Origin of the sequence: Chryseobacterium sp. CH21 (genome assembly GCF_004119445.1) — a bacterium.
GTDB lineage: Bacteria > Bacteroidota > Bacteroidia > Flavobacteriales > Weeksellaceae > Chryseobacterium.
Genome location: NZ_QICI01000092.1, coordinates 1 through 17,848, shown reverse-complemented (window position 1 = coordinate 17,848; position 17,848 = coordinate 1). Strand labels below are relative to the sequence as shown.

Sequence of the window (17,848 nt, the reverse complement as noted above, 5' to 3'; positions counted from 1 at the left end):
TATAATTTTATTTTGTTACGATGAAGAAATTAAAAGTAATGACAGTCGTGGGTACACGACCGGAAATCATTAGACTATCAAGAGTATTATCAGCTTTAGACGCTTCTGAAGCAGTAGAACATATTATTGTCCATACCGGGCAAAATTACGATTATGAGCTAAACCAGATTTTTTTCGATGATCTGGGGTTAAGAAAACCTGATTATTTTCTTGAAGCTGCAGGAAAAACGGCAACCGAGACCGTAGGAAATATTCTGATTAAAATAGATCCACTTCTTGAAGAATTGAAACCTGATGCATTTTTAGTACTGGGAGACACAAACTCGTGTTTATGTGCTATTCCTGCCAAAAAAAGACAAATTCCGATTTTCCATATGGAAGCAGGAAACAGGTGTTTTGATCAAAGGGTGCCTGAAGAAACAAACCGCAAAATCGTTGATCATACTTCTGATATCAACTTGACATACTCAGACATTGCTAGAGAATACCTTTTAAGAGAAGGGCTTCCTGCTGACAGGATTATTAAGACCGGATCTCCAATGTATGAGGTCTTGAACCATTATCTTCCCAAAATTAAAGATTCCGACGTTCTTACAAGACTCAACCTTGAAGAAGGGAAATATTTTGTTGTTTCATCTCATAGAGAAGAAAATATCAACTCAGATAAAAATTTTAGAGGATTAATCAGCAGCCTTAATGCAATTGCAGAAGAATATCAATACCCCATTATTGTTTCTACACATCCAAGAACAAGAAATATGATTGATAAAATGCAACTGGAGGTTAGACCTGAAATTCAATTTTTAAAGCCACTGGGGTTTCATGACTATAATGCTCTTCAAATGAGAAGCTATGCGGTACTTTCAGATTCTGGTACTATTTCAGAAGAATCATCAATTTTAAATTTCAGAGCTCTTAATATTAGAGAAGCACATGAAAGACCTGAAGCTATGGAAGAGGCATCTGTAATGATGGTGGGGTTATCACCGGAAAGAATCTTACAAGGGCTTGTTCAATTAAAACAACAGAAAACCGGAAGTGAAAGAAACTACAGACAGGTATCTGATTATTCTATGCCCAATGTATCCGAAAAAGTAGTAAGAATAATTTTAAGTTACACAGATTATATTAACAGAGTAGTCTGGAGAAAGATATAGAAAATGAATATATTGTTTCTTACCCTGGCTAAGATAAGTACTTTGAAAGAGCGAGGTATTTACCATGATTTGATGCGTGAGTTTTCAAGTCATAATCATAACGTCTATATTGTAAGTCCGATAGAAAGACGTGAAGGTCAAAAAACAACTGAAAAAAAAGAAGGAAATGCCACTTTTCTGAATGTAAAAACACTCAATATCCAAAAAACAAACTTTATTGAGAAAGGAATTTCAACTTTAACAATTGAAAAATTATTTTTAAATGCAATAAAAAAATATTTTTCAAAAGTGAAGTTTGACCTTGTAATCTACTCTACACCACCTATTACATTTACAGGAGTTATTAAATACATAAAACAAAGAGATAACGCCAAATCGTACTTGCTTCTGAAAGATATATTTCCGCAGAATGCAGTAGACATGCAAATGTTATCAAAAAAAGGAGTTTTATATAAATATTTTAGAAATAAGGAAAAGGAACTGTACAATATATCTGATAAAATTGGATGCATGTCTGAGGCAAATGTAAAATTTGTTCTTAATCATAATTCTTATATATCTAAGGATAAAGTAGAGATTAATCCGAATTCTATAGATCTTCAATTGGTTACAGATGTTTCGGAAGAAAATAAGAAAAAGATCCGGGAAAAATATCAAATACCTTATAACAGAAAAGTATTTATATATGGTGGAAATTTAGGCAGACCTCAAGGAATAGATTTCCTTATAGAAACTTTACAGGCGAAGTCTGGAGATAAAGATGTATTTTTTGTTATAGTCGGCTCAGGAACAGAATATGATAAACTGAAAAATTGGTTTGATAGTTTTAAACCTGAAAACGCATTGCTATTTCCGGCAATTCCTAAATCGGATTACGACCTTTTGGTTCAGTCCTGTGATATAGGACTTATCTTTCTACATAAGGATTTTTTGATTCCAAATTATCCGTCAAGATTGCTTTCTTATTTGGAATTTAAAATGCCCGTACTAGCTGCTACAGATTCCAATACAGATATAGGAACTGATATTGTAAAAAATAATTGTGGTATGGCTGTTCATTCAGATGATATAAAATCAATGATTAATGCTATTGATACCTTGAAAAAGATGGATGGCGCTAAATTTGAAGTGTTGAGACAAAATAGTTTGAATTTCTTGAAAAAAGAATTTCAAGTTGAACAATCTTATTTCAAAATAATAGAAGCTTAACTTATGAATAAAGGGAGATTTATTTTAATATGCATTTTTTTATGTAATTTTTTATTAGCACAAAAGCCGGTAATTTATTATTCGGCGTATGCTTCAAAATCGCAAAAGGATCATACTATTTCCCTGATTAAATTTTTTAAGGAAGTATCAAGCAAGAATGCGGTTGGAGTTGTTGACGGTTATAATATAGAAATCGAAAAAGAGATAACTGTAAAGAATATAAATAATCTTGAATTATCTTTTAAAAATTCGAATTTATATTCCAACAAAAGATTTTCTGGGTTTTTTATAAACTTTTTGAATTCTAAGAATATTAAAATCGACGGCTTTAGTGTAGAGATGTTTCGTTCGAAGATTCAGACATATATTAAAGAAGATTATCCCAATATCTTTAATGGAGGATTGGGCTTTAAGGGATGCGAAAATATTGAAGTTAAAAATTCTAAATTTTTGAATTTATATACCCGGTCCATACAAATTACAGAAAGCTATGGGAATGTGTCTATAAATAATAATTTTTTCAGTTCAAAAAAACAAAATCAAAAATATTTGCTGGAACATGTAGTTTTTGGTTCATCTCAAAATGCAGTAATATCCGTCAGCAAAAACAGATTTGATAATGAAATATATGAAAATCCGGATTTCGGTATAGCTGCTATTTCCGGATATGGATTAGGAAAGAACGGAGGGAAAGTAATTATTGTAGATAATTATATAAATAATGCAGGAAGAAATAATTCAGGACAGCATCGTCTGTACGCCATTGACTTCTACGATGATTGTGATAATTTATTGATAAAAGGAAATACCTTTAATAACATTATGTGGGGTGCTGTAAGATTTAATGGAAGTTCGGAAAATATAGGTATTACAGACAATAATATTTCTATAAAAAATCCAGATGATACATCATGTATAACGAGTTCTACTACGGGTAATAGTTCCTATTTTAGAAATATTAGTATTGATAATAACAGTATTACAACTTTATCAGGACTCAATTCTGCAATCATGCTTCAGAACCAGTTTGAAAAAACAAAAACGGAAAACATTTCCATTAAAAATAATAAAATAAATAATTCTTATAATAACATTTTTATTTTAGGATATTTTGACGATGTTTCTGTAATTCAAAATGTTTTTAAAGGAACCGGATCCTCAATGGGAATTTGGTTTATGTTAAAGAATAAACAGATTAATAAACCAATATATATAATGGGCAACAAGATTAATGCCTTTAATACTGGTATCTCTTTAAACTCTAAAGACAATATGATTAATTATAATAGTTTTTTTGTTAAAAATAATGAGATTATTACAGGTAATAAAGAATTTAAAGGTTTTGGAATTATTGTAAACTTGGGAATGAAGGGAAATGTGAATATTGAAGATAATAATATTCTTAATTATAATACCGGGTTATATATAAGAGAAAAAACAGTAAATACAAAACTTAATAAGTTTACCGGAAACATAAAAAATATGTCCAGAGAATAAAGCTTTGGGACATTTTATAAATAGATTTGATAGAACTTTTTGTAATCAATCTATGTGAACAAATTATTTTTAATATTGAAATACAACTATGAGAGTTAAAATGAAATTACTTCCATTTATATTTTTAAACATATGTAAATTATAATAATGATGTATAAAGCATTTATCAAAAGGTTATTGGATGTTTTTATAGCACTTTCAATCATTATATTTTTATTTCCCATATTTCTGATTGTATATATTTTGGTTAGAATAGACAGCCCTGGAAAGTTCTTTTTCTTTCAGGAAAGATTAGGTTATCAGGGTAAAGTATTTAAAATATATAAGATAAGAACAATGTATGATAAGGAGAGGGTTGCAGATAGAGAAATACTAAAAGGAGATGCAGAGGTAACCAGAATAGGCTATTATTTAAGACGTTTTAAAATAGATGAACTTCCACAGATTATTAATGTATTTAATGGTGATATGTCCTTAGTTGGCCCACGTCCATGCTTGCCTAGACAGCTTACAGAATTCAATGAAGATGGGAAAAAAAGAATTCAGGTGGTTCCCGGTCTTACTGGATTGGCACAAATTAATGGGAATATTCATTTATCCTGGGAAGAAAGATGGAAGTATGATAGAGAATATGTAGAAAATCAAAGTTTTTTATTAGATATTAAAATCATATTTAAAACATTTCTGATATTGTTTAACGGTGAAGATAAATATATAAAACGCCCAAATGTATAAAATATTAGTGATAGGAGCTGTGAATTCTACAGCTAAGATTATTCAAAAATTAATTGGAAATGGTTTGGAAGTAGTTGGAGTTCTTGGGCATGAACCTAAGGATAAAAACAAGATTTCCGGATGGGCAGACTTGGCTTCATTATCTTCGGATCTTGGTATAAATTACAAAAGTTTTACCAGAATTAATGATGAAGAAAATCTTAAATGGGCTGCTGAGAAAAAAGCCGACATAATTTTTGCTGTTGGGTTTTCTCAGTTATTGCAGGATGATTGGTTTTCTGTTTCTACATTAGGTTGTATTGGTTTTCATCCTACAATGCTTCCGATAGGAAGGGGAAGAGCTCCTTTGGCATGGATAACATTGGAACAGTCTTATGGTTCGGCTACTTTTTTTCTAATGGGAAAAGGAGCTGATGACGGACCGGTGTTTGTGCAATCTATCTTCAAAGTTCAAGAAGATGATAATGCAGAAAGTGTTGAATCCAAGATTTTGGAAAATATTGAACTGGCATTGGATCAATGGCTTCCTGAATTGAAGAAAGGTTTATGGAATCCTATTCCTCAATGTGAGCACTTAGCATCTCATTATGGAGTAAGAAAAGAAGAAGATGGACTAATCAACTGGAATGATAATGCTGAATTTATAAACAGATTGATTAAAGCAGCCTCCAAACCACATCCAGGAGCTTATACTTATTGCAAGGATGAAAAACTTATTATCTGGTCTTGCCGACCGGAAAAACATATTAAGTTCAAAGGAGTAATAGGAAGAGTTTTATTGAAAAATGAAAAACAAGAACTTCTGATTCAAACAAGTGAAGGATTGTTGTGGATAGAAGAATATCAGTTCAAAGAAGATCTTAGTATTTTAATTAATGTTGGAGATAAATTGGGTTACAATATAGAAGATGAAATATATAAAATAAAAAACATTTTAAAAAAAATAAATGAATAGAGTAGTAGTAGTGGCACCACATGCTGACGATGAAATCATTGGATGTGGAGCAACAATTGCCAGACATATAAAAGCTGGAGATGAGGTAACTATAGTAATCGCAACAAATGCCTCCGCAGGAGCACCCGAACTTTATTCAGCAGATCAGGTTAAAAACACCCGTTCTGAAGCTATTGCAGCACATCAGTTTTTGGGAGTAAAAGAAACACTTTTTTTAGAATTTCCTGCCCCAGCTCTTAATGCCTTCCCTGAATTTAAAATTTCTTTGGAAATTTCTAAAATATTCCAGAAAATAAACCCCACTCATTTGTATCTTCCTCACCCTGGAGATATTCATCAGGACCATAAAGCTGTTTATCGTGCTTCTTTAGTAGCAGCAAGACCACAAGGAGAAAATAAGATTTTAAATATATATTGTTACGAAACATTATCTGAAACAGAGTGGACACCAATGCAAGAGAAAGCATTTGTACCCAATCACTTTGTAGATGTTACAGATGTATTTTCAAAAAAAGCTGAAGCAATGAAATTCTTCGACTCACAAATAAAAAAATTTCCTCATTCACGATCATTAGAAGCTTTTGAAGCATTAGCTATGTATAGAGGTGCTACTGTAGGAGTAGAGAGGGCAGAAGCATTCGTTGTTGAGAGACAGTTGGTTTTATAATAATACCAATGATATATAATTATTCCAAATGAAGATAAGTAAGTTTTAGAAAAATTTTCTTAAAGAAATATTTAAAAATGAAAAAAATAGCAATTATTGGAGCAGGAGGATTTGGACGTGAGGTAAAAATGCTGATCGATCATATCAACCAAAAAGATCAACAATTTGAGATTCAGGGTTTTTATGATGATAAACATTATGATCATGATATTAATGGAGTCCCATATTTAGGGAAAATTGAAAAAATAAATGAAGTAGAGCATCCTTTATGTATTGCAGTCGCAATAGGAGATCCTAAAACAAAGAAAAAAATTATACAGGGAATCAATAATCCTAATATTGAATTTCCGACTTTAATACACCCATCGGTAATTATTGGGCAAGATCATACCAAAATTGGAATTGGAAATATTATTTGTGCAGGCGTAATTATTACTGTAAATGTAGAAATTGAGAATTTCGTTATTCTTAATCTTTCTTGTACCGTAGGACATGATACAATAATAAAAGATTATTGCTCATTCATGCCGACAGTTAATATTTCAGGAGAAGTAGTAATAAATGAAGCTGTGTATGTAGGCACAGGTGCAAAAATTATAAACCTTCTTGAGATTGGTGAAAATACTATTGTTGGAGCAGGTGCAGTAGTTTATAAAAGCCTTCCTGCAAACTGCACAGCAGTGGGAATTCCAGCTAAACCTATAAAATTTCACGAATAATATGAATACTAAAATCTGGTTGTCCTCACCACATATGGGAGGCAATGAATTAAAATATATCCACGAAGCATTTGAAGAAAACTGGGTAGCTCCATTAGGACCTAACGTTAACGGTTTTGAAAATGATCTTGAACAGTTTTTAGGGGAAAATGCAAAAGTAGCAGCTCTTTCAGCGGGGACTGCGGCACTACATCTTTCTCTTATAGAATGTGGAGTACAGCATAATGATGAGGTCATCTGCCAGTCTATGACTTTCTCAGCTTCAGCCAATCCTATTGCTTATTGTGGGGCAATTCCTGTTTTTATAGACAGTGAACCAGATACTTGGAACATGTGCCCAAAAGCTTTAAGAGAAGCCATCGAAGACAGAATTCAAAAAGGGAAAAAGCCCAAAGCAATTATAGTGGTTCACCTATACGGTATGCCTGCAAAGATGGATGAAATTACAGCTATTGCTGAGGAATTTCAAATTCCAGTAATAGAAGATGCTGCAGAAGCTCTTGGCTCTACTTACAAAGGACAAGCATGTGGAACATTCGGACGTTTTGGAATCTTAAGCTTTAATGGAAACAAAATTATTACAACTTCAGGTGGTGGAGCTTTGGTTTGCCATACTCAGGAAGATAAAGACAAAGCAGTTTTCTTATCTACTCAGGCAAGAGACAATGCACCTCACTATCAGCACTCACATATTGGTTTCAATTACAGAATGAGTAATATTGTAGCAGGAATTGGAAGAGGACAGATGGAAGTTCTTAAAGACAGAGTTGATGCCCGAAGAGCAATGCATGATTTTTATGTTGATATCTTCAAAAATATTGATGGTGTAACCGTATTCACAGAACCAAATAGTGATTTTTATTCAAATCATTGGTTGTCCGCAATCATTGTTGATCCGGAAGTTACAGGAAAAAACAGAGAAGATTTAAGACTTACGTTTTTAGAAGATAATATTGAATCAAGGCCTCTTTGGAAGCCAATGCATTTGCAGCCAGTTTTTGAATCTGCTCCTTACTATGGAGGGAATATCTCCGAAAAGCTGTTTGATAACGGGTTATGTCTTCCGTCAGGCTCTAATTTGTCAGATGATGACAGAGAAAGAATAAAAAAAGTAATTTATACCTACTTTGGAATTTAATAGTATTGAATTGAATGAATCAGTATAAATATTGGAAAATAATTTTTGATTTTATTTTAGCTGTAATATTTACTTTACTGCTTATGCCAATACTGATCATTTTATTTGTGATTGCAAGCTTGGACACATCTTCTAATGGTATTTTTTTTCAGACCAGGATAGGGCAATACGGAAAACCTTTTACCATTTTTAAATTTAAAACAATTCATGAACACAAAAAAACATGTTCAGGAACAGGACAAACTCTAAGGAAATTTAAGTTTGATGAACTTCCGCAATTGTTTAATATTTTGAAAGGGGATATGAGTTTTGTAGGTCCAAGACCTGATATCGAAGGATATTATGATAAACTTATAGGAGATGACAGAAAAGTTCTGGAACTAAAACCCGGGTTAACCTGTGAAGCGAGTATAAAATACAGAGATGAAGAAAACCTTCTGAAAATCCAGAAGAACCCTCTAGCTTATAATGATGAGATATTATTCCCCAATAAAGTAAAAATGAATCTTGAATATTTTGAAACCATGTCTTTCAAAAATGATATCATGATTTTGTTTAAAACATTAAAAACCGTATTGAAATAGAATTTGTTACTACTATGAAAATTAAAGAAACCCCGCTTAAAGATTGTTATATTATAGAACCTACTGTATTTGAAGATGACAGAGGCTATTTCTTTGAAAAGTACAACGAAAAAAGATTCGAAGAACTTACAGGAATGAACGGGCACTTTGTACAGGATAATATTTCCAAATCTTCTTACGGAGTATTAAGAGGGCTGCATTTGCAGAAAGGGGTGCATGCGCAGGCAAAATTAGTATCATGTCTTGAAGGCAGTGTATGGGATGTAGCCGTAGATCTTAGAGAAGATTCTCCTACATTCGGAAAATGGTTTGGAATAGAGCTTACCGCTGAAAATAAACTCCAGCTCTATGTACCAAGGGGGTTTGGACACGGATTTTCTGTGTTGAGTACTCATGCTGTATTTTCCTATAAATGTGATAATTTTTATAATAAAGAATCAGAAGGAAGCGTAAAGTATAATGATCCTGATCTAGATATTGACTGGAAAATTGATGAAAAAGATGCTGTACTTTCTGAAAAAGACCAGAACGCACCTGGATTTAAAGAAAAAAACTTTTAAAGTATATCCCTGAAAACCACTTTTCTAAAGTGGTTTTTATTTTTTAATTCCTAACTCTTCAATATTTTGTATCTTTGCAGACTCAAAATCAAAACGATGCGTACAAAATCTGTAGGGAAGAAGAAAATCAATGTAGTCACTCTTGGGTGTTCCAAGAATGTATATGATTCTGAAGTATTAATGAGCCAGCTGAAGGCCAATGGCAAAGAAGTGGTTCACGAAGACCGTGGTGACATTGTAGTAATCAATACCTGCGGATTTATTGATAATGCTAAAGAAGAATCCATCAATACAATTCTGGATTATGTAGAAGCTAAAAATAGAGGGGAGGTTGAAAAAGTATTCGTTACAGGATGTTTATCAGAGAGATATAAGCCGGATTTGATAAAAGAAATTCCGGATGTGGATCAGTATTTCGGAACAAGAGATCTTCCGGTGCTGCTAAAACACCTTGGAGCAGATTATAAACATGAATTGGTAGGCGAAAGACTAACAACTACTCCAAAGCATTATGCATACCTTAAAATTTCAGAAGGCTGTGACAGACCATGTTCTTTCTGTGCGATCCCATTGATGAGAGGAGGGCACATTTCAACGCCTATCGAAAAACTGGTTTCAGAAGCTCAGAAGCTTGCGAAAAAAGGAACAAAAGAATTAATTCTTATTGCACAGGACCTTACCTATTATGGTCTTGATCTTTATAAAAAAAGAGCATTGGGTGATCTTTTAAAAGAACTGGTAAAAGTAGAAGGTGTAGAGTGGATTCGTCTTCATTATGCTTTCCCGAGCGGCTTCCCGGAAGATGTTCTGGATATTATCCGCGAAGAACCTAAAGTTTGTAACTATATAGATATTCCGCTTCAGCACATCAATTCAGATTTGTTGAAATCTATGAAGAGAGGAACTACCCATGAGAAAACTGATGCTCTTTTAGGAAAATTCAGAGAAAAAGTTCCAGATATGGCTATCAGAACAACACTTATCGTTGGATATCCCGGAGAAACAGAAGAAAGATTCCAGGAACTTAAAGACTGGGTAAGAGAACAGAAATTTGACAGATTAGGCTGCTTTACTTATTCTCATGAAGAGAATACTACAGCGTATGTATTGGAAGATGATATTCCACAAGAAGTAAAAGAGGCGAGGGTAGAAGAAATTATGGAACTACAGTCTCAGATTTCATGGGAAAAGAACCAGGAAAAAGTAGGGAAAATATTCAAATGTGTTTTTGACCGTAAAGAAGGGAATTATTTTATCGGAAGAACAGAGTATGACTCACCTGATGTGGACAATACCGTGCTGGTTTCTGCTGAAGATACTTATATTTCTATAGGTGAATTTGCAGAGGTCAGAATTACTTCGGCAGAAGAGTTTGACTTATACGGAGAATTGGTGTAGCTAAATACTTATTAATCAGTGAAAAATAAAGTTTGTGAAATTAATATATTAATAAATTTTAACATAGAATTTTCTCTGTTGCTTGTTTTTATTTAATTGATAGTCAAATGTTTATAATTTTATAAATTTAAGATTTTTTAATTTTCTTTTTTATTTATATAAATTCAAAATTATATCTTAAATTTGCGCAATAAGTAATATTTTTAATAATATGCTTTCAATGAGTTAGTCTTAAAGTGACGCTAAAGTTCAGTTAAATACTTATTTGACTGTTTAGTTTCAAGATAATATTCACAAGTTGGGATGCATTTCCTTTTTGAAAATATTGATGAAAAAAAATGTAATTAAAAATCTTTAAAAACTTATGAAAAAAATTTTATTAACAGCAATTATGCTTGTTGGCCTTTCGGCTTTTTCTAAGGCTCAGCAAGGGCGAGTGGGGATTAACACGACCACGCCTGCCGCAACTCTAGATGTAGTAGCTACTACTACAGATAACACTAGACCTGATGCCTTACTAGTCCCTCGTATGACAAGAGCTCAGTTGTATGCAAAAGATGCTGCTTATACTGCTGCTCAAAACGGTGCGCTTGCTTTCGTTACTACAATTGACGGAACTGCTACAACTAAAACTGCAAATGTAACAGCTGTAGGCTTTTATTATTATGATGGCCAAACTACTAATACGTGGATCGCTGTAGGTGGTGGAGCTGTTGCTCCAGCAGGAATGACATTAAGAGCACAAACAGCAGCTACTATTTCAGATGCGGATTTGAATAACGCAATTGTAGTGACATCAAATGTTACATTTAATTTAGCTACATTAACGAAAACTAATGGTAAAACTATTACATTTATAGATGCTACTGGTGGTAATTTCTTTAGCGTATCAGGAGTTCATTCTACTGCTTCAACGACACCTCTTCAATCTGGTGGAGCACTATCTTACATTTGTGATGGTACAAACTGGTACAGCTATAACTCATTCTAATACAAAAACACAATTATGAAAGTATATTTAACATCAGCTTTGTTTGCCATTGTTGCAACATCAAGCACTTTCTTTGCTCAACTAAGATCAAATGGTACTGTAAGTGCTACAGTCGCTACACAGTCTGTATTTCTAGATGCTTCTGCAAATGGATTTACAACATCAACTAGTAATGGGAAAGGATTAGCTTTTCCAAGAACAAACTTAACTACATTTACTTTTGTTACGCCAGTAACTAGTGCACTTAACTTCCCTACAGCCTATGATGGGATGATTGTATATAACTCTACTGCTGGTACTACACCTGCTACAGGTTCTGGTATTGGTGGTCAAACTGTAGGGATAGGTTTTTACTATTTCAGCAATCCTACTCCAACACCAGCATTTTCTTCTGCTTCAGGACAATGGTTGCCATTAGGTGGGTCAGGTAAAGAAAATATTCTTACTACTGAAACTGTTACAAACAGACAAGTAAATAACGCACAAATTTATGGTATAAAAGGAACCTTTGCTGCAAATGGTACTACTACTGCAGTAACAATTCCTGCTCCTGCTGGAATTACTGCTATGTACGGAATTACTATTTATAAAGCGGGTACTAATACAGTATATTCTAGAGGATTATATTCATATGATACATCTACAGGAGCTGCTGTTACAGGATCTCCTAGTATGTCTGTAGTATATCCGAACGGAACATATGACTATGTTTTAGAATACTTAAAATAAAGAAATTTATTTAGTTACATAATAAAAACCAATGAGAAATCATTGGTTTTTACTTTTTAAAAAGACTTGTGTTCATTTAATTTTTTGGATAATACATCATCATTAATTCATTTTTGAGCCATTAAAATCTAGTATGAGGTCAATAGATAAATCAGTATCTAAATTTTAACAAAATAAAAGGTGTTAAAAACCAGTTTGTAAATCTTACTTTATGAGACGAAACTTCTTCTGTAAGAAAGTTTATCCAATATGCGGTTTTTAAGACTTTAAATATTGAAAATAAATTTTGTGGTTTTTATTTTAACTTTATGAATTTTGTAAATTATTGATTATCAGTTGTTTTTAAATTTTTTAAATTTAAATTATGCACGAGTTAGTTAATTATGTTAACTTTTTAAGTATTTTTTTAACATTTTTTAACAGTGTGATTTAAAAGCCCTATCCATAGGGGGTTACAGAATTAATTAACATTTCATTAATGTTTTATTAACCGTTTTTAACATATTGAATAGGGTTTTATAAAGATTCCTGATACATTTGCTCCGTCAAAACCAATAAAAGTTCAACATGATGAAAAGATTCATTCTCGTAATCATAATGATGATTTCAACCCTGGGTGTTTATTCTTTTACGAGTAATGCCTTAGATGCGAAAAAAACAAGTTATGCATCGTACTACCACGATAAATTTAACGGTAGAAAAACCGCTAGCGGAGAAATCTTTGATAACTCAAAGTTTACTGCAGCAAACAGAACGCTTCCATTTGGAACAAACGTTAAGGTTACGAACCTTAAGAATGGTAAAGAGGTAATAGTGAGGATTAATGACAGAGGGCCTTTCCATTCATCAAGATCTTTAGACATGTCTAAAGCTGCGTTCGATGAGATCGGAGATATCAATCATGGTACAATTCCGGTCGAATATGAAATTGTCGATTAATTTTATGATTTAAATTAAAAAAAGCCAGCTGACTCAGCTGGCTTTTTGTATGGATCAATATCTTGTTGATTATACATTCAATTCCAATAAAGCAGGGCAATGGTCAGAATGCACAGCTTCCTTTAAAATAGCAGCCCTTGAGAGCTTATCCTTTAAACTGTAAGAAGTGAAGTTATAATCCAGCCTCCATCCCTTGTTTCTCGCTCTGGAATTTTGTCTGTAGCTCCACCAGGTATAATTGTCAGGATCGCTATTGAAAAACCTGAAGCTGTCTATTAGCTCACATTCATTCATAAAATTGGTCATCCATTCTCTTTCCATAGGGAGAAATCCTGAAACATTCTTTAAGCCCTCCGGATTGTGAATATCGATGGCTTCATGGCAAATATTAAAGTCGCCGGATATAATCAGATTGGGAATTTCTTTCTTTAAGTTTTTGATATACTCCAGAAAGTCATGGCAGAACTGCATTTTAAAATCCAGTCTTTCAATATTAGAAGCTGAAGGAACGTATACGGAAATAGCTGAAAACCCGTCAAAATCTGCACGGATGATTCTTCCCTCATTATCATAGCTTTCGATCCCACAACCGTACTCTACATAATTGGGTTTTATTTTTGAGGCAATTCCGACCCCGCTGTAGCCTTTTTTAACGGCTGAGTGCCAATAACTGTGATAACCTAATTTTTCAAGACTTTCGATGTCTATCTGGTCGTTTCCGGCTTTACTTTCCTGAATACAGATGATATCCGGGTCAGCAGCCTTCAGCCAGCCTAAAAAATCTTTCGTAAAAGCAGCTCTGATTCCGTTGACATTATAAGTGATTAATTTCATAAACAAGAATAATTTTTTTCAAATGTAGGGAAATAAAAAAGCCGGTTTTGAATTTCAAAGCCGACTTTTTATATTTTTAGGAAGAGATTTTATTTTTTAAAAACGGTTTTACCATCTTTTGTCAGTTCTATTTCCTCACCTTTTCCTCTCAATTCATAATGATCATTCTTATACCAAATCCCTGATGCAGGTTTTTGTCCTTGCAATTCAATGGTTTCTTTGTTAAATACTACTGTAGCTGTATTTTTAGTATTGTTGAAAGTCATTTCCAATGTCTTTCCACTTTTGTCTGTTGAAGTACTTTTTACAATTTCATCCTGAGTTCCAGCAATGGCTGCTGAATCAGATGGTTTTGATGCAATACTGTCTGCTGTAGCAGAAGTTGAATCTGTTGCTTTCTTTTCTTTATTACATGAAGTTAAAAATAATGCGGCAGATGCAGCAGCAATAAAAATGTGTTTTTTCATAAATGTATATTATTAATGTGTGCCTTTTTGTAAGCAAAATGAATGCCTTAAAGAAAAAATCGGAAAAAATCATTCGATTTTTTCCGATTTTAACCCAAAATTAAATAAACTATGAAAAAAACTATTTGGGTTCTAAAATGCTGATAGGAATAATACACTCTTCAAGTGAAATTCCTCCATGTTGGTAAGTCTCTTTATAATAATTAACAAAATGATTGTAATTCTTAGGGTAGGCCAGGAATATATTATTTTTAGCAAAAATATATTTCGAACTTAAGTTTCCTTTTGGAAGGAAAAGTTTTTCTGGATTCGTAATCGCCCATACATCACTGTCATCATACGTTAGACTCTTACCAGTTTTATATCGGATGTTGGTAGACGTTTCTCTATCACCAACTACTTTGCTAGGTTTTTTCACATATACTGTTCCGTGGTCTGTAGTGATAACCAGTTTATAACCGTTTTCTGCAGCTGTTTTAATGATCTTCAGTAAAGAAGAGTTTTCAAACCAGTTATAGGTAAGAGAACGGAAAGTTTTATCATCGCGGATCAACTGATCTACGATATGGTTATCTGTCTTCGCATGGGAAAGGATGTCAATAAAGTTGTATACAATTACCAGCAGATCGTTATTTTTATGCTGGTTAAAATCATCATAGATCTTTCTTTCAAAATCTGCGTTCAATACTTTAAGGTACTTCATAGATTTTGATCCGAGACCAATTCTTTTCATCTGATCTTCCAGAAAATCACGCTCAAATTCATTTTTATTTCCTTCTTCATTATCATTAAACCATTTGTCCGGGAAACGTTTCTCAATCTCAGAAGGCATTAGTCCTGCAAAGAAAGAGTTTCTCGCGTATTGTGTAGCAGTAGGAAGGATGCTGTAGTAGTAATCTTCCGAGACTTTATTATAATATTTTGTGAATAAAGGTTCAATCACTTTCCACTGGTCGTAACGAAGATTGTCTACCATTAATAAAAGAACTTTCTCTTTTTCCACTTCAGGCTTTACTTTTTCTTTGAAAAGCGTGTGGCTCATTAAAGGTTTGTCTGAGTCAATAAGCCAGTCTGCATAATTTTTCTCAATGAACTTAGCAAACTGAATATTGGCTTCTTCTTTCTGTGACTGCAGTAAATCTGCAAATTCATTATCTGCTACCTTGTCAAATTTGATTTCCCAGCTGAGAATCTTTTTATAATATTCTGCCCATTCCTGATATGTTCTCAGGTAAGAAAGCTCCATAGAAAGGTTTCTGAACTCCTGCTGGTACTGTAAAATTGTTTTTTGCTCCACCAGATTATCCTGTTGAAGATTTTTCTTGAGGGAAAGTAATATCTGATTAGGATTTACAGGCTTTAATATATAGTCGGCGATCTGGGATCCAATGGCTTCTTCCATAATATGCTCCTCTTCGCTTTTGGTAACCATTACAATTTTTAAGGCATTATCTTTTTCCTTAATCATTGGGATGGCTTCCAAACCGGAAATACCAGGCATATTTTCGTCTATTAATGTTAAAGCAAATTTCTCTGAATCCATAAGTTCCAAAGCCTCGTTCACATTATTAACAGGAGTTACCTGGTAACCCTTTTTTTCTAAAAATACGATATGAGGTTTAAGTAAATCTATTTCATCATCTATCCATAATATCTTTTCTGACATAATTTATTTTTTACATGGTTATTGTATCAAAATGTTGACCAAATCCTTTTAAAATCTCACAAAATAGAAAGATTAAAAGTTAAATATTAGTTAAATGAAAATATCGTTTGATATTTCGCATTTTTGTGCCCTTAATCAATGGTTTTTATATATTCCAAAGCTTTTTCCAGAATTTCATCTTTCCCGTTTTTAATCCCTTCTATGCTGGGTTTAATAAGGATGTCCGGAATAATACCTATTCTCTGAGTTTCCCTGCCGTCAGGATAATAGGCTCCAAGGCCGGTAAACCGGGTGTCAAGATCAGCAATTTTAAAGATAACAACATCACCGTTAGCTCCTGAAGTATTGCTTCCGATAATTTTCACTTTCGGATGCTGTTTGAACATCATTGTTGTTGTTTCTGCCTGGCTTTGGGTGTTCTCATCTACTAGAACGACTACATTTCCTTTATAGTATTCGGGATTCTTTCTGCCGATAACATTTTTTCTGGTGTAAAACTTACCGGGATAGCTGGTATCCGGAAAAGTAAACTGATAATAGGTCTTAGGTTCCGGAAGCAGAAGATAGCTTAAAGGAATGATTGTTTGTTTCGGATAATTTCTAAGATCAAAAATAATAGATTTTGCAGATTTTAAATCTCCATACATTTCATCCAGATCTTTTTTTTCTATAATTCCCATGTTGACATAGCCGATTTTCTTTTCATCATCAACAAATTTCCACTTTTTGGGAGTCATGATTTTTTCATGAATAATATCTTTGATCAGATACGTTTGGGTTTTGATTTCCAGATTTTGTCCATTCCTTTCAATTTTTAAAGAAATAGAATCATTATTGCTAAAGAGAAGCTTATCTTTTATTTTATTGACTTTGCCCCAAGAGTTGGATGCGGGCACATATTTTCCTAAGATATTAATCATCTGAGGAATTGTTTTTCCTTCAATATCATAAATGGCATCTCCTATATGTAAAGGACTATTGTTTTTGGAGCGGGTGTCTTTTATTTTTGTAATCACTAACTTCCCTTCAACGTAGGAATATTCTACAGGGACTTTTCGTTTACCATATAGATTAAGTTGAATTTCTTTTGAAGAAAGATAAGCATGCGAATCATCTGTTTTAGTGACCAGTTCTGCTAATGCTAAATGATAATTTTCATCATTATCAACCAAAAGAAATGTTGGGATCATTTCTGTAAGAACAGTATTCCAGTTTTGATCAGTTTCATATTTATAAGGAAAGAAATATTCCACATAATTCCAGTATCTGAATAGCTCTAGTAAGCTGATTGTTTTGGAAGTGAATTTTGAACCATAAGATTTTTCATTTCTGAAATATATTTTTCTTCCTCCTTTTCCTAAATAATGATTGTCCTCAAGATTTCGGTTATTTTCAATGTAGTGGAGTTTTTGAGATACTTCATTCGAGAAAATTTGAGCATTGTCAATCCAACTCACGTCAAAGTTTTTAATAAAATACACTTTATTATCCTTTACTGAGCATTCCTTTAGTTTGTATTATAAAGTTTTTTGAATTACGTAAATTAACTTTATAGTATTAATTAATCCACAAGAAACAGGGTGAATCATTAAGCGCCAAAGGT

Annotated in this window: 18 protein-coding genes; 14 read left to right on the top strand and 4 right to left on the bottom strand. The window is 33.0% G+C overall.

Going from position 1 to position 17,848, the window contains the following annotated elements; genetic code table 11:
- The first annotated feature begins 20 nt into the window (after window positions 1-20).
- The 14 genes from wecB to BOQ62_RS19100 all read left to right on the top strand — a co-directional run bounded on the left by wecB (window position 21) and on the right by BOQ62_RS19100 (window position 13,278).
- Entirely contained in the window at window positions 21-1,157 is a 1,137-nt protein-coding gene (gene wecB / locus BOQ62_RS19165; RefSeq protein ID WP_129042009.1) for a non-hydrolyzing UDP-N-acetylglucosamine 2-epimerase, read from the top strand.
- Between the two features lie 3 nt (window positions 1,158-1,160).
- Complete coding sequence (locus tag BOQ62_RS19160; protein WP_129042008.1) at window positions 1,161-2,366, top strand: glycosyltransferase family 4 protein; 1,206 nt, start codon at window positions 1,161-1,163, stop codon at window positions 2,364-2,366.
- 3 nt (window positions 2,367-2,369) lie between these two features.
- On the top strand, window positions 2,370-3,863 hold the full coding sequence (locus tag BOQ62_RS19155; RefSeq protein ID WP_129042007.1) for a hypothetical protein: 1,494 nt from the start codon (window positions 2,370-2,372) through the stop codon (window positions 3,861-3,863).
- Window positions 3,864-4,010: 147 nt separating this feature from the next.
- Entirely contained in the window at window positions 4,011-4,598 is a 588-nt protein-coding gene (locus tag BOQ62_RS19150) for a sugar transferase (RefSeq protein ID WP_228414346.1), read from the top strand.
- Entirely contained in the window at window positions 4,591-5,553 is a 963-nt protein-coding gene (locus tag BOQ62_RS19145) for a methionyl-tRNA formyltransferase (RefSeq protein WP_129042006.1), read from the top strand. Before BOQ62_RS19150 ends, BOQ62_RS19145 begins: the two co-directional genes overlap by 8 nt.
- Complete coding sequence (locus BOQ62_RS19140) at window positions 5,546-6,220, top strand: PIG-L deacetylase family protein (RefSeq protein ID WP_129042005.1); 675 nt, start codon at window positions 5,546-5,548, stop codon at window positions 6,218-6,220. Before BOQ62_RS19145 ends, BOQ62_RS19140 begins: the two co-directional genes overlap by 8 nt.
- A 77-nt stretch (window positions 6,221-6,297) precedes the next feature.
- Entirely contained in the window at window positions 6,298-6,939 is a 642-nt protein-coding gene (locus tag BOQ62_RS19135; RefSeq protein ID WP_129042004.1) for an acetyltransferase, read from the top strand.
- A 1-nt stretch (window position 6,940) separates the two neighbouring features.
- Window positions 6,941-8,077, top strand: a complete 1,137-nt coding sequence (locus BOQ62_RS19130; protein ID WP_129042003.1) for an aminotransferase class I/II-fold pyridoxal phosphate-dependent enzyme — start codon at window positions 6,941-6,943, stop codon at window positions 8,075-8,077.
- A 14-nt stretch (window positions 8,078-8,091) separates the two neighbouring features.
- Window positions 8,092-8,661, top strand: coding sequence for a sugar transferase (locus BOQ62_RS19125; RefSeq protein ID WP_129042002.1), 570 nt, complete (start codon window positions 8,092-8,094; stop codon window positions 8,659-8,661).
- 14 nt (window positions 8,662-8,675) lie between these two features.
- Entirely contained in the window at window positions 8,676-9,221 is a 546-nt protein-coding gene (rfbC, locus tag BOQ62_RS19120; RefSeq protein ID WP_129042001.1) for a dTDP-4-dehydrorhamnose 3,5-epimerase, read from the top strand.
- Window positions 9,222-9,317: 96 nt separating this feature from the next.
- Complete coding sequence (rimO, locus tag BOQ62_RS19115) at window positions 9,318-10,619, top strand: 30S ribosomal protein S12 methylthiotransferase RimO (RefSeq protein ID WP_129042000.1); 1,302 nt, start codon at window positions 9,318-9,320, stop codon at window positions 10,617-10,619.
- A 436-nt stretch (window positions 10,620-11,055) separates the two neighbouring features.
- A complete protein-coding gene (locus tag BOQ62_RS19110; protein ID WP_129041999.1) occupies window positions 11,056-11,610 on the top strand; it encodes a hypothetical protein in 555 nt (184 codons plus the stop codon).
- A gap of 15 nt (window positions 11,611-11,625) precedes the next feature.
- A complete protein-coding gene (locus BOQ62_RS19105) occupies window positions 11,626-12,339 on the top strand; it encodes a hypothetical protein (RefSeq protein ID WP_129041998.1) in 714 nt (237 codons plus the stop codon).
- Window positions 12,340-12,906: 567 nt separating this feature from the next.
- On the top strand, window positions 12,907-13,278 hold the full coding sequence (locus tag BOQ62_RS19100; RefSeq protein ID WP_103293848.1) for a septal ring lytic transglycosylase RlpA family protein: 372 nt from the start codon (window positions 12,907-12,909) through the stop codon (window positions 13,276-13,278).
- 69 nt (window positions 13,279-13,347) lie between these two features.
- On the opposite strand, the gene BOQ62_RS19095 is transcribed toward BOQ62_RS19100, so the two are convergent.
- The 4 genes from BOQ62_RS19095 to BOQ62_RS19080 all read right to left on the bottom strand — a co-directional run bounded on the left by BOQ62_RS19095 (window position 13,348) and on the right by BOQ62_RS19080 (window position 17,702).
- Window positions 13,348-14,112, bottom strand: a complete 765-nt coding sequence (locus tag BOQ62_RS19095) for an exodeoxyribonuclease III (protein ID WP_129041997.1) — start codon at window positions 14,110-14,112, stop codon at window positions 13,348-13,350.
- 89 nt (window positions 14,113-14,201) lie between these two features.
- Entirely contained in the window at window positions 14,202-14,579 is a 378-nt protein-coding gene (locus tag BOQ62_RS19090) for an MliC family protein (RefSeq protein ID WP_129041996.1), read from the bottom strand.
- A 121-nt stretch (window positions 14,580-14,700) separates the two neighbouring features.
- Complete coding sequence (locus tag BOQ62_RS19085) at window positions 14,701-16,245, bottom strand: bifunctional response regulator/alkaline phosphatase family protein (protein WP_129041995.1); 1,545 nt, start codon at window positions 16,243-16,245, stop codon at window positions 14,701-14,703.
- A 131-nt stretch (window positions 16,246-16,376) separates the two neighbouring features.
- Window positions 16,377-17,702: a S41 family peptidase gene (locus BOQ62_RS19080; protein ID WP_129041994.1), complete on the bottom strand. Its 1,326-nt coding sequence runs from the start codon at window positions 17,700-17,702 to the stop codon at window positions 16,377-16,379.
- Window positions 17,703-17,848: the final 146 nt, after the last annotated feature.

Excerpts from the sequence above, each read along its gene's own strand:
- wecB (WP_129042009.1), top strand. The coding sequence starts at position 21 with ATGAAGAAATTAAAAGTAATGACAGTCGTGGGTACACGACCGGAAATC.
- BOQ62_RS19160 (WP_129042008.1), top strand. The coding sequence starts at position 1,161 with ATGAATATATTGTTTCTTACCCTGGCTAAGATAAGTACTTTGAAAGAG.
- BOQ62_RS19155 (WP_129042007.1), top strand. The coding sequence starts at position 2,370 with ATGAATAAAGGGAGATTTATTTTAATATGCATTTTTTTATGTAATTTT.
- BOQ62_RS19150 (WP_228414346.1), top strand. The coding sequence starts at position 4,011 with ATGATGTATAAAGCATTTATCAAAAGGTTATTGGATGTTTTTATAGCA.
- BOQ62_RS19145 (WP_129042006.1), top strand. The coding sequence starts at position 4,591 with ATGTATAAAATATTAGTGATAGGAGCTGTGAATTCTACAGCTAAGATT.
- BOQ62_RS19140 (WP_129042005.1), top strand. The coding sequence starts at position 5,546 with ATGAATAGAGTAGTAGTAGTGGCACCACATGCTGACGATGAAATCATT.
- BOQ62_RS19135 (WP_129042004.1), top strand. The coding sequence starts at position 6,298 with ATGAAAAAAATAGCAATTATTGGAGCAGGAGGATTTGGACGTGAGGTA.
- BOQ62_RS19130 (WP_129042003.1), top strand. The coding sequence starts at position 6,941 with ATGAATACTAAAATCTGGTTGTCCTCACCACATATGGGAGGCAATGAA.
- BOQ62_RS19125 (WP_129042002.1), top strand. The coding sequence starts at position 8,092 with ATGAATCAGTATAAATATTGGAAAATAATTTTTGATTTTATTTTAGCT.
- rfbC (WP_129042001.1), top strand. The coding sequence starts at position 8,676 with ATGAAAATTAAAGAAACCCCGCTTAAAGATTGTTATATTATAGAACCT.
- rimO (WP_129042000.1), top strand. The coding sequence starts at position 9,318 with ATGCGTACAAAATCTGTAGGGAAGAAGAAAATCAATGTAGTCACTCTT.
- BOQ62_RS19105 (WP_129041998.1), top strand. The coding sequence starts at position 11,626 with ATGAAAGTATATTTAACATCAGCTTTGTTTGCCATTGTTGCAACATCA.
- BOQ62_RS19100 (WP_103293848.1), top strand. The coding sequence starts at position 12,907 with ATGATGAAAAGATTCATTCTCGTAATCATAATGATGATTTCAACCCTG.
- BOQ62_RS19095 (WP_129041997.1), bottom strand. The coding sequence starts at position 14,112 with ATGAAATTAATCACTTATAATGTCAACGGAATCAGAGCTGCTTTTACG.
- BOQ62_RS19090 (WP_129041996.1), bottom strand. The coding sequence starts at position 14,579 with ATGAAAAAACACATTTTTATTGCTGCTGCATCTGCCGCATTATTTTTA.
- BOQ62_RS19085 (WP_129041995.1), bottom strand. The coding sequence starts at position 16,245 with ATGTCAGAAAAGATATTATGGATAGATGATGAAATAGATTTACTTAAA.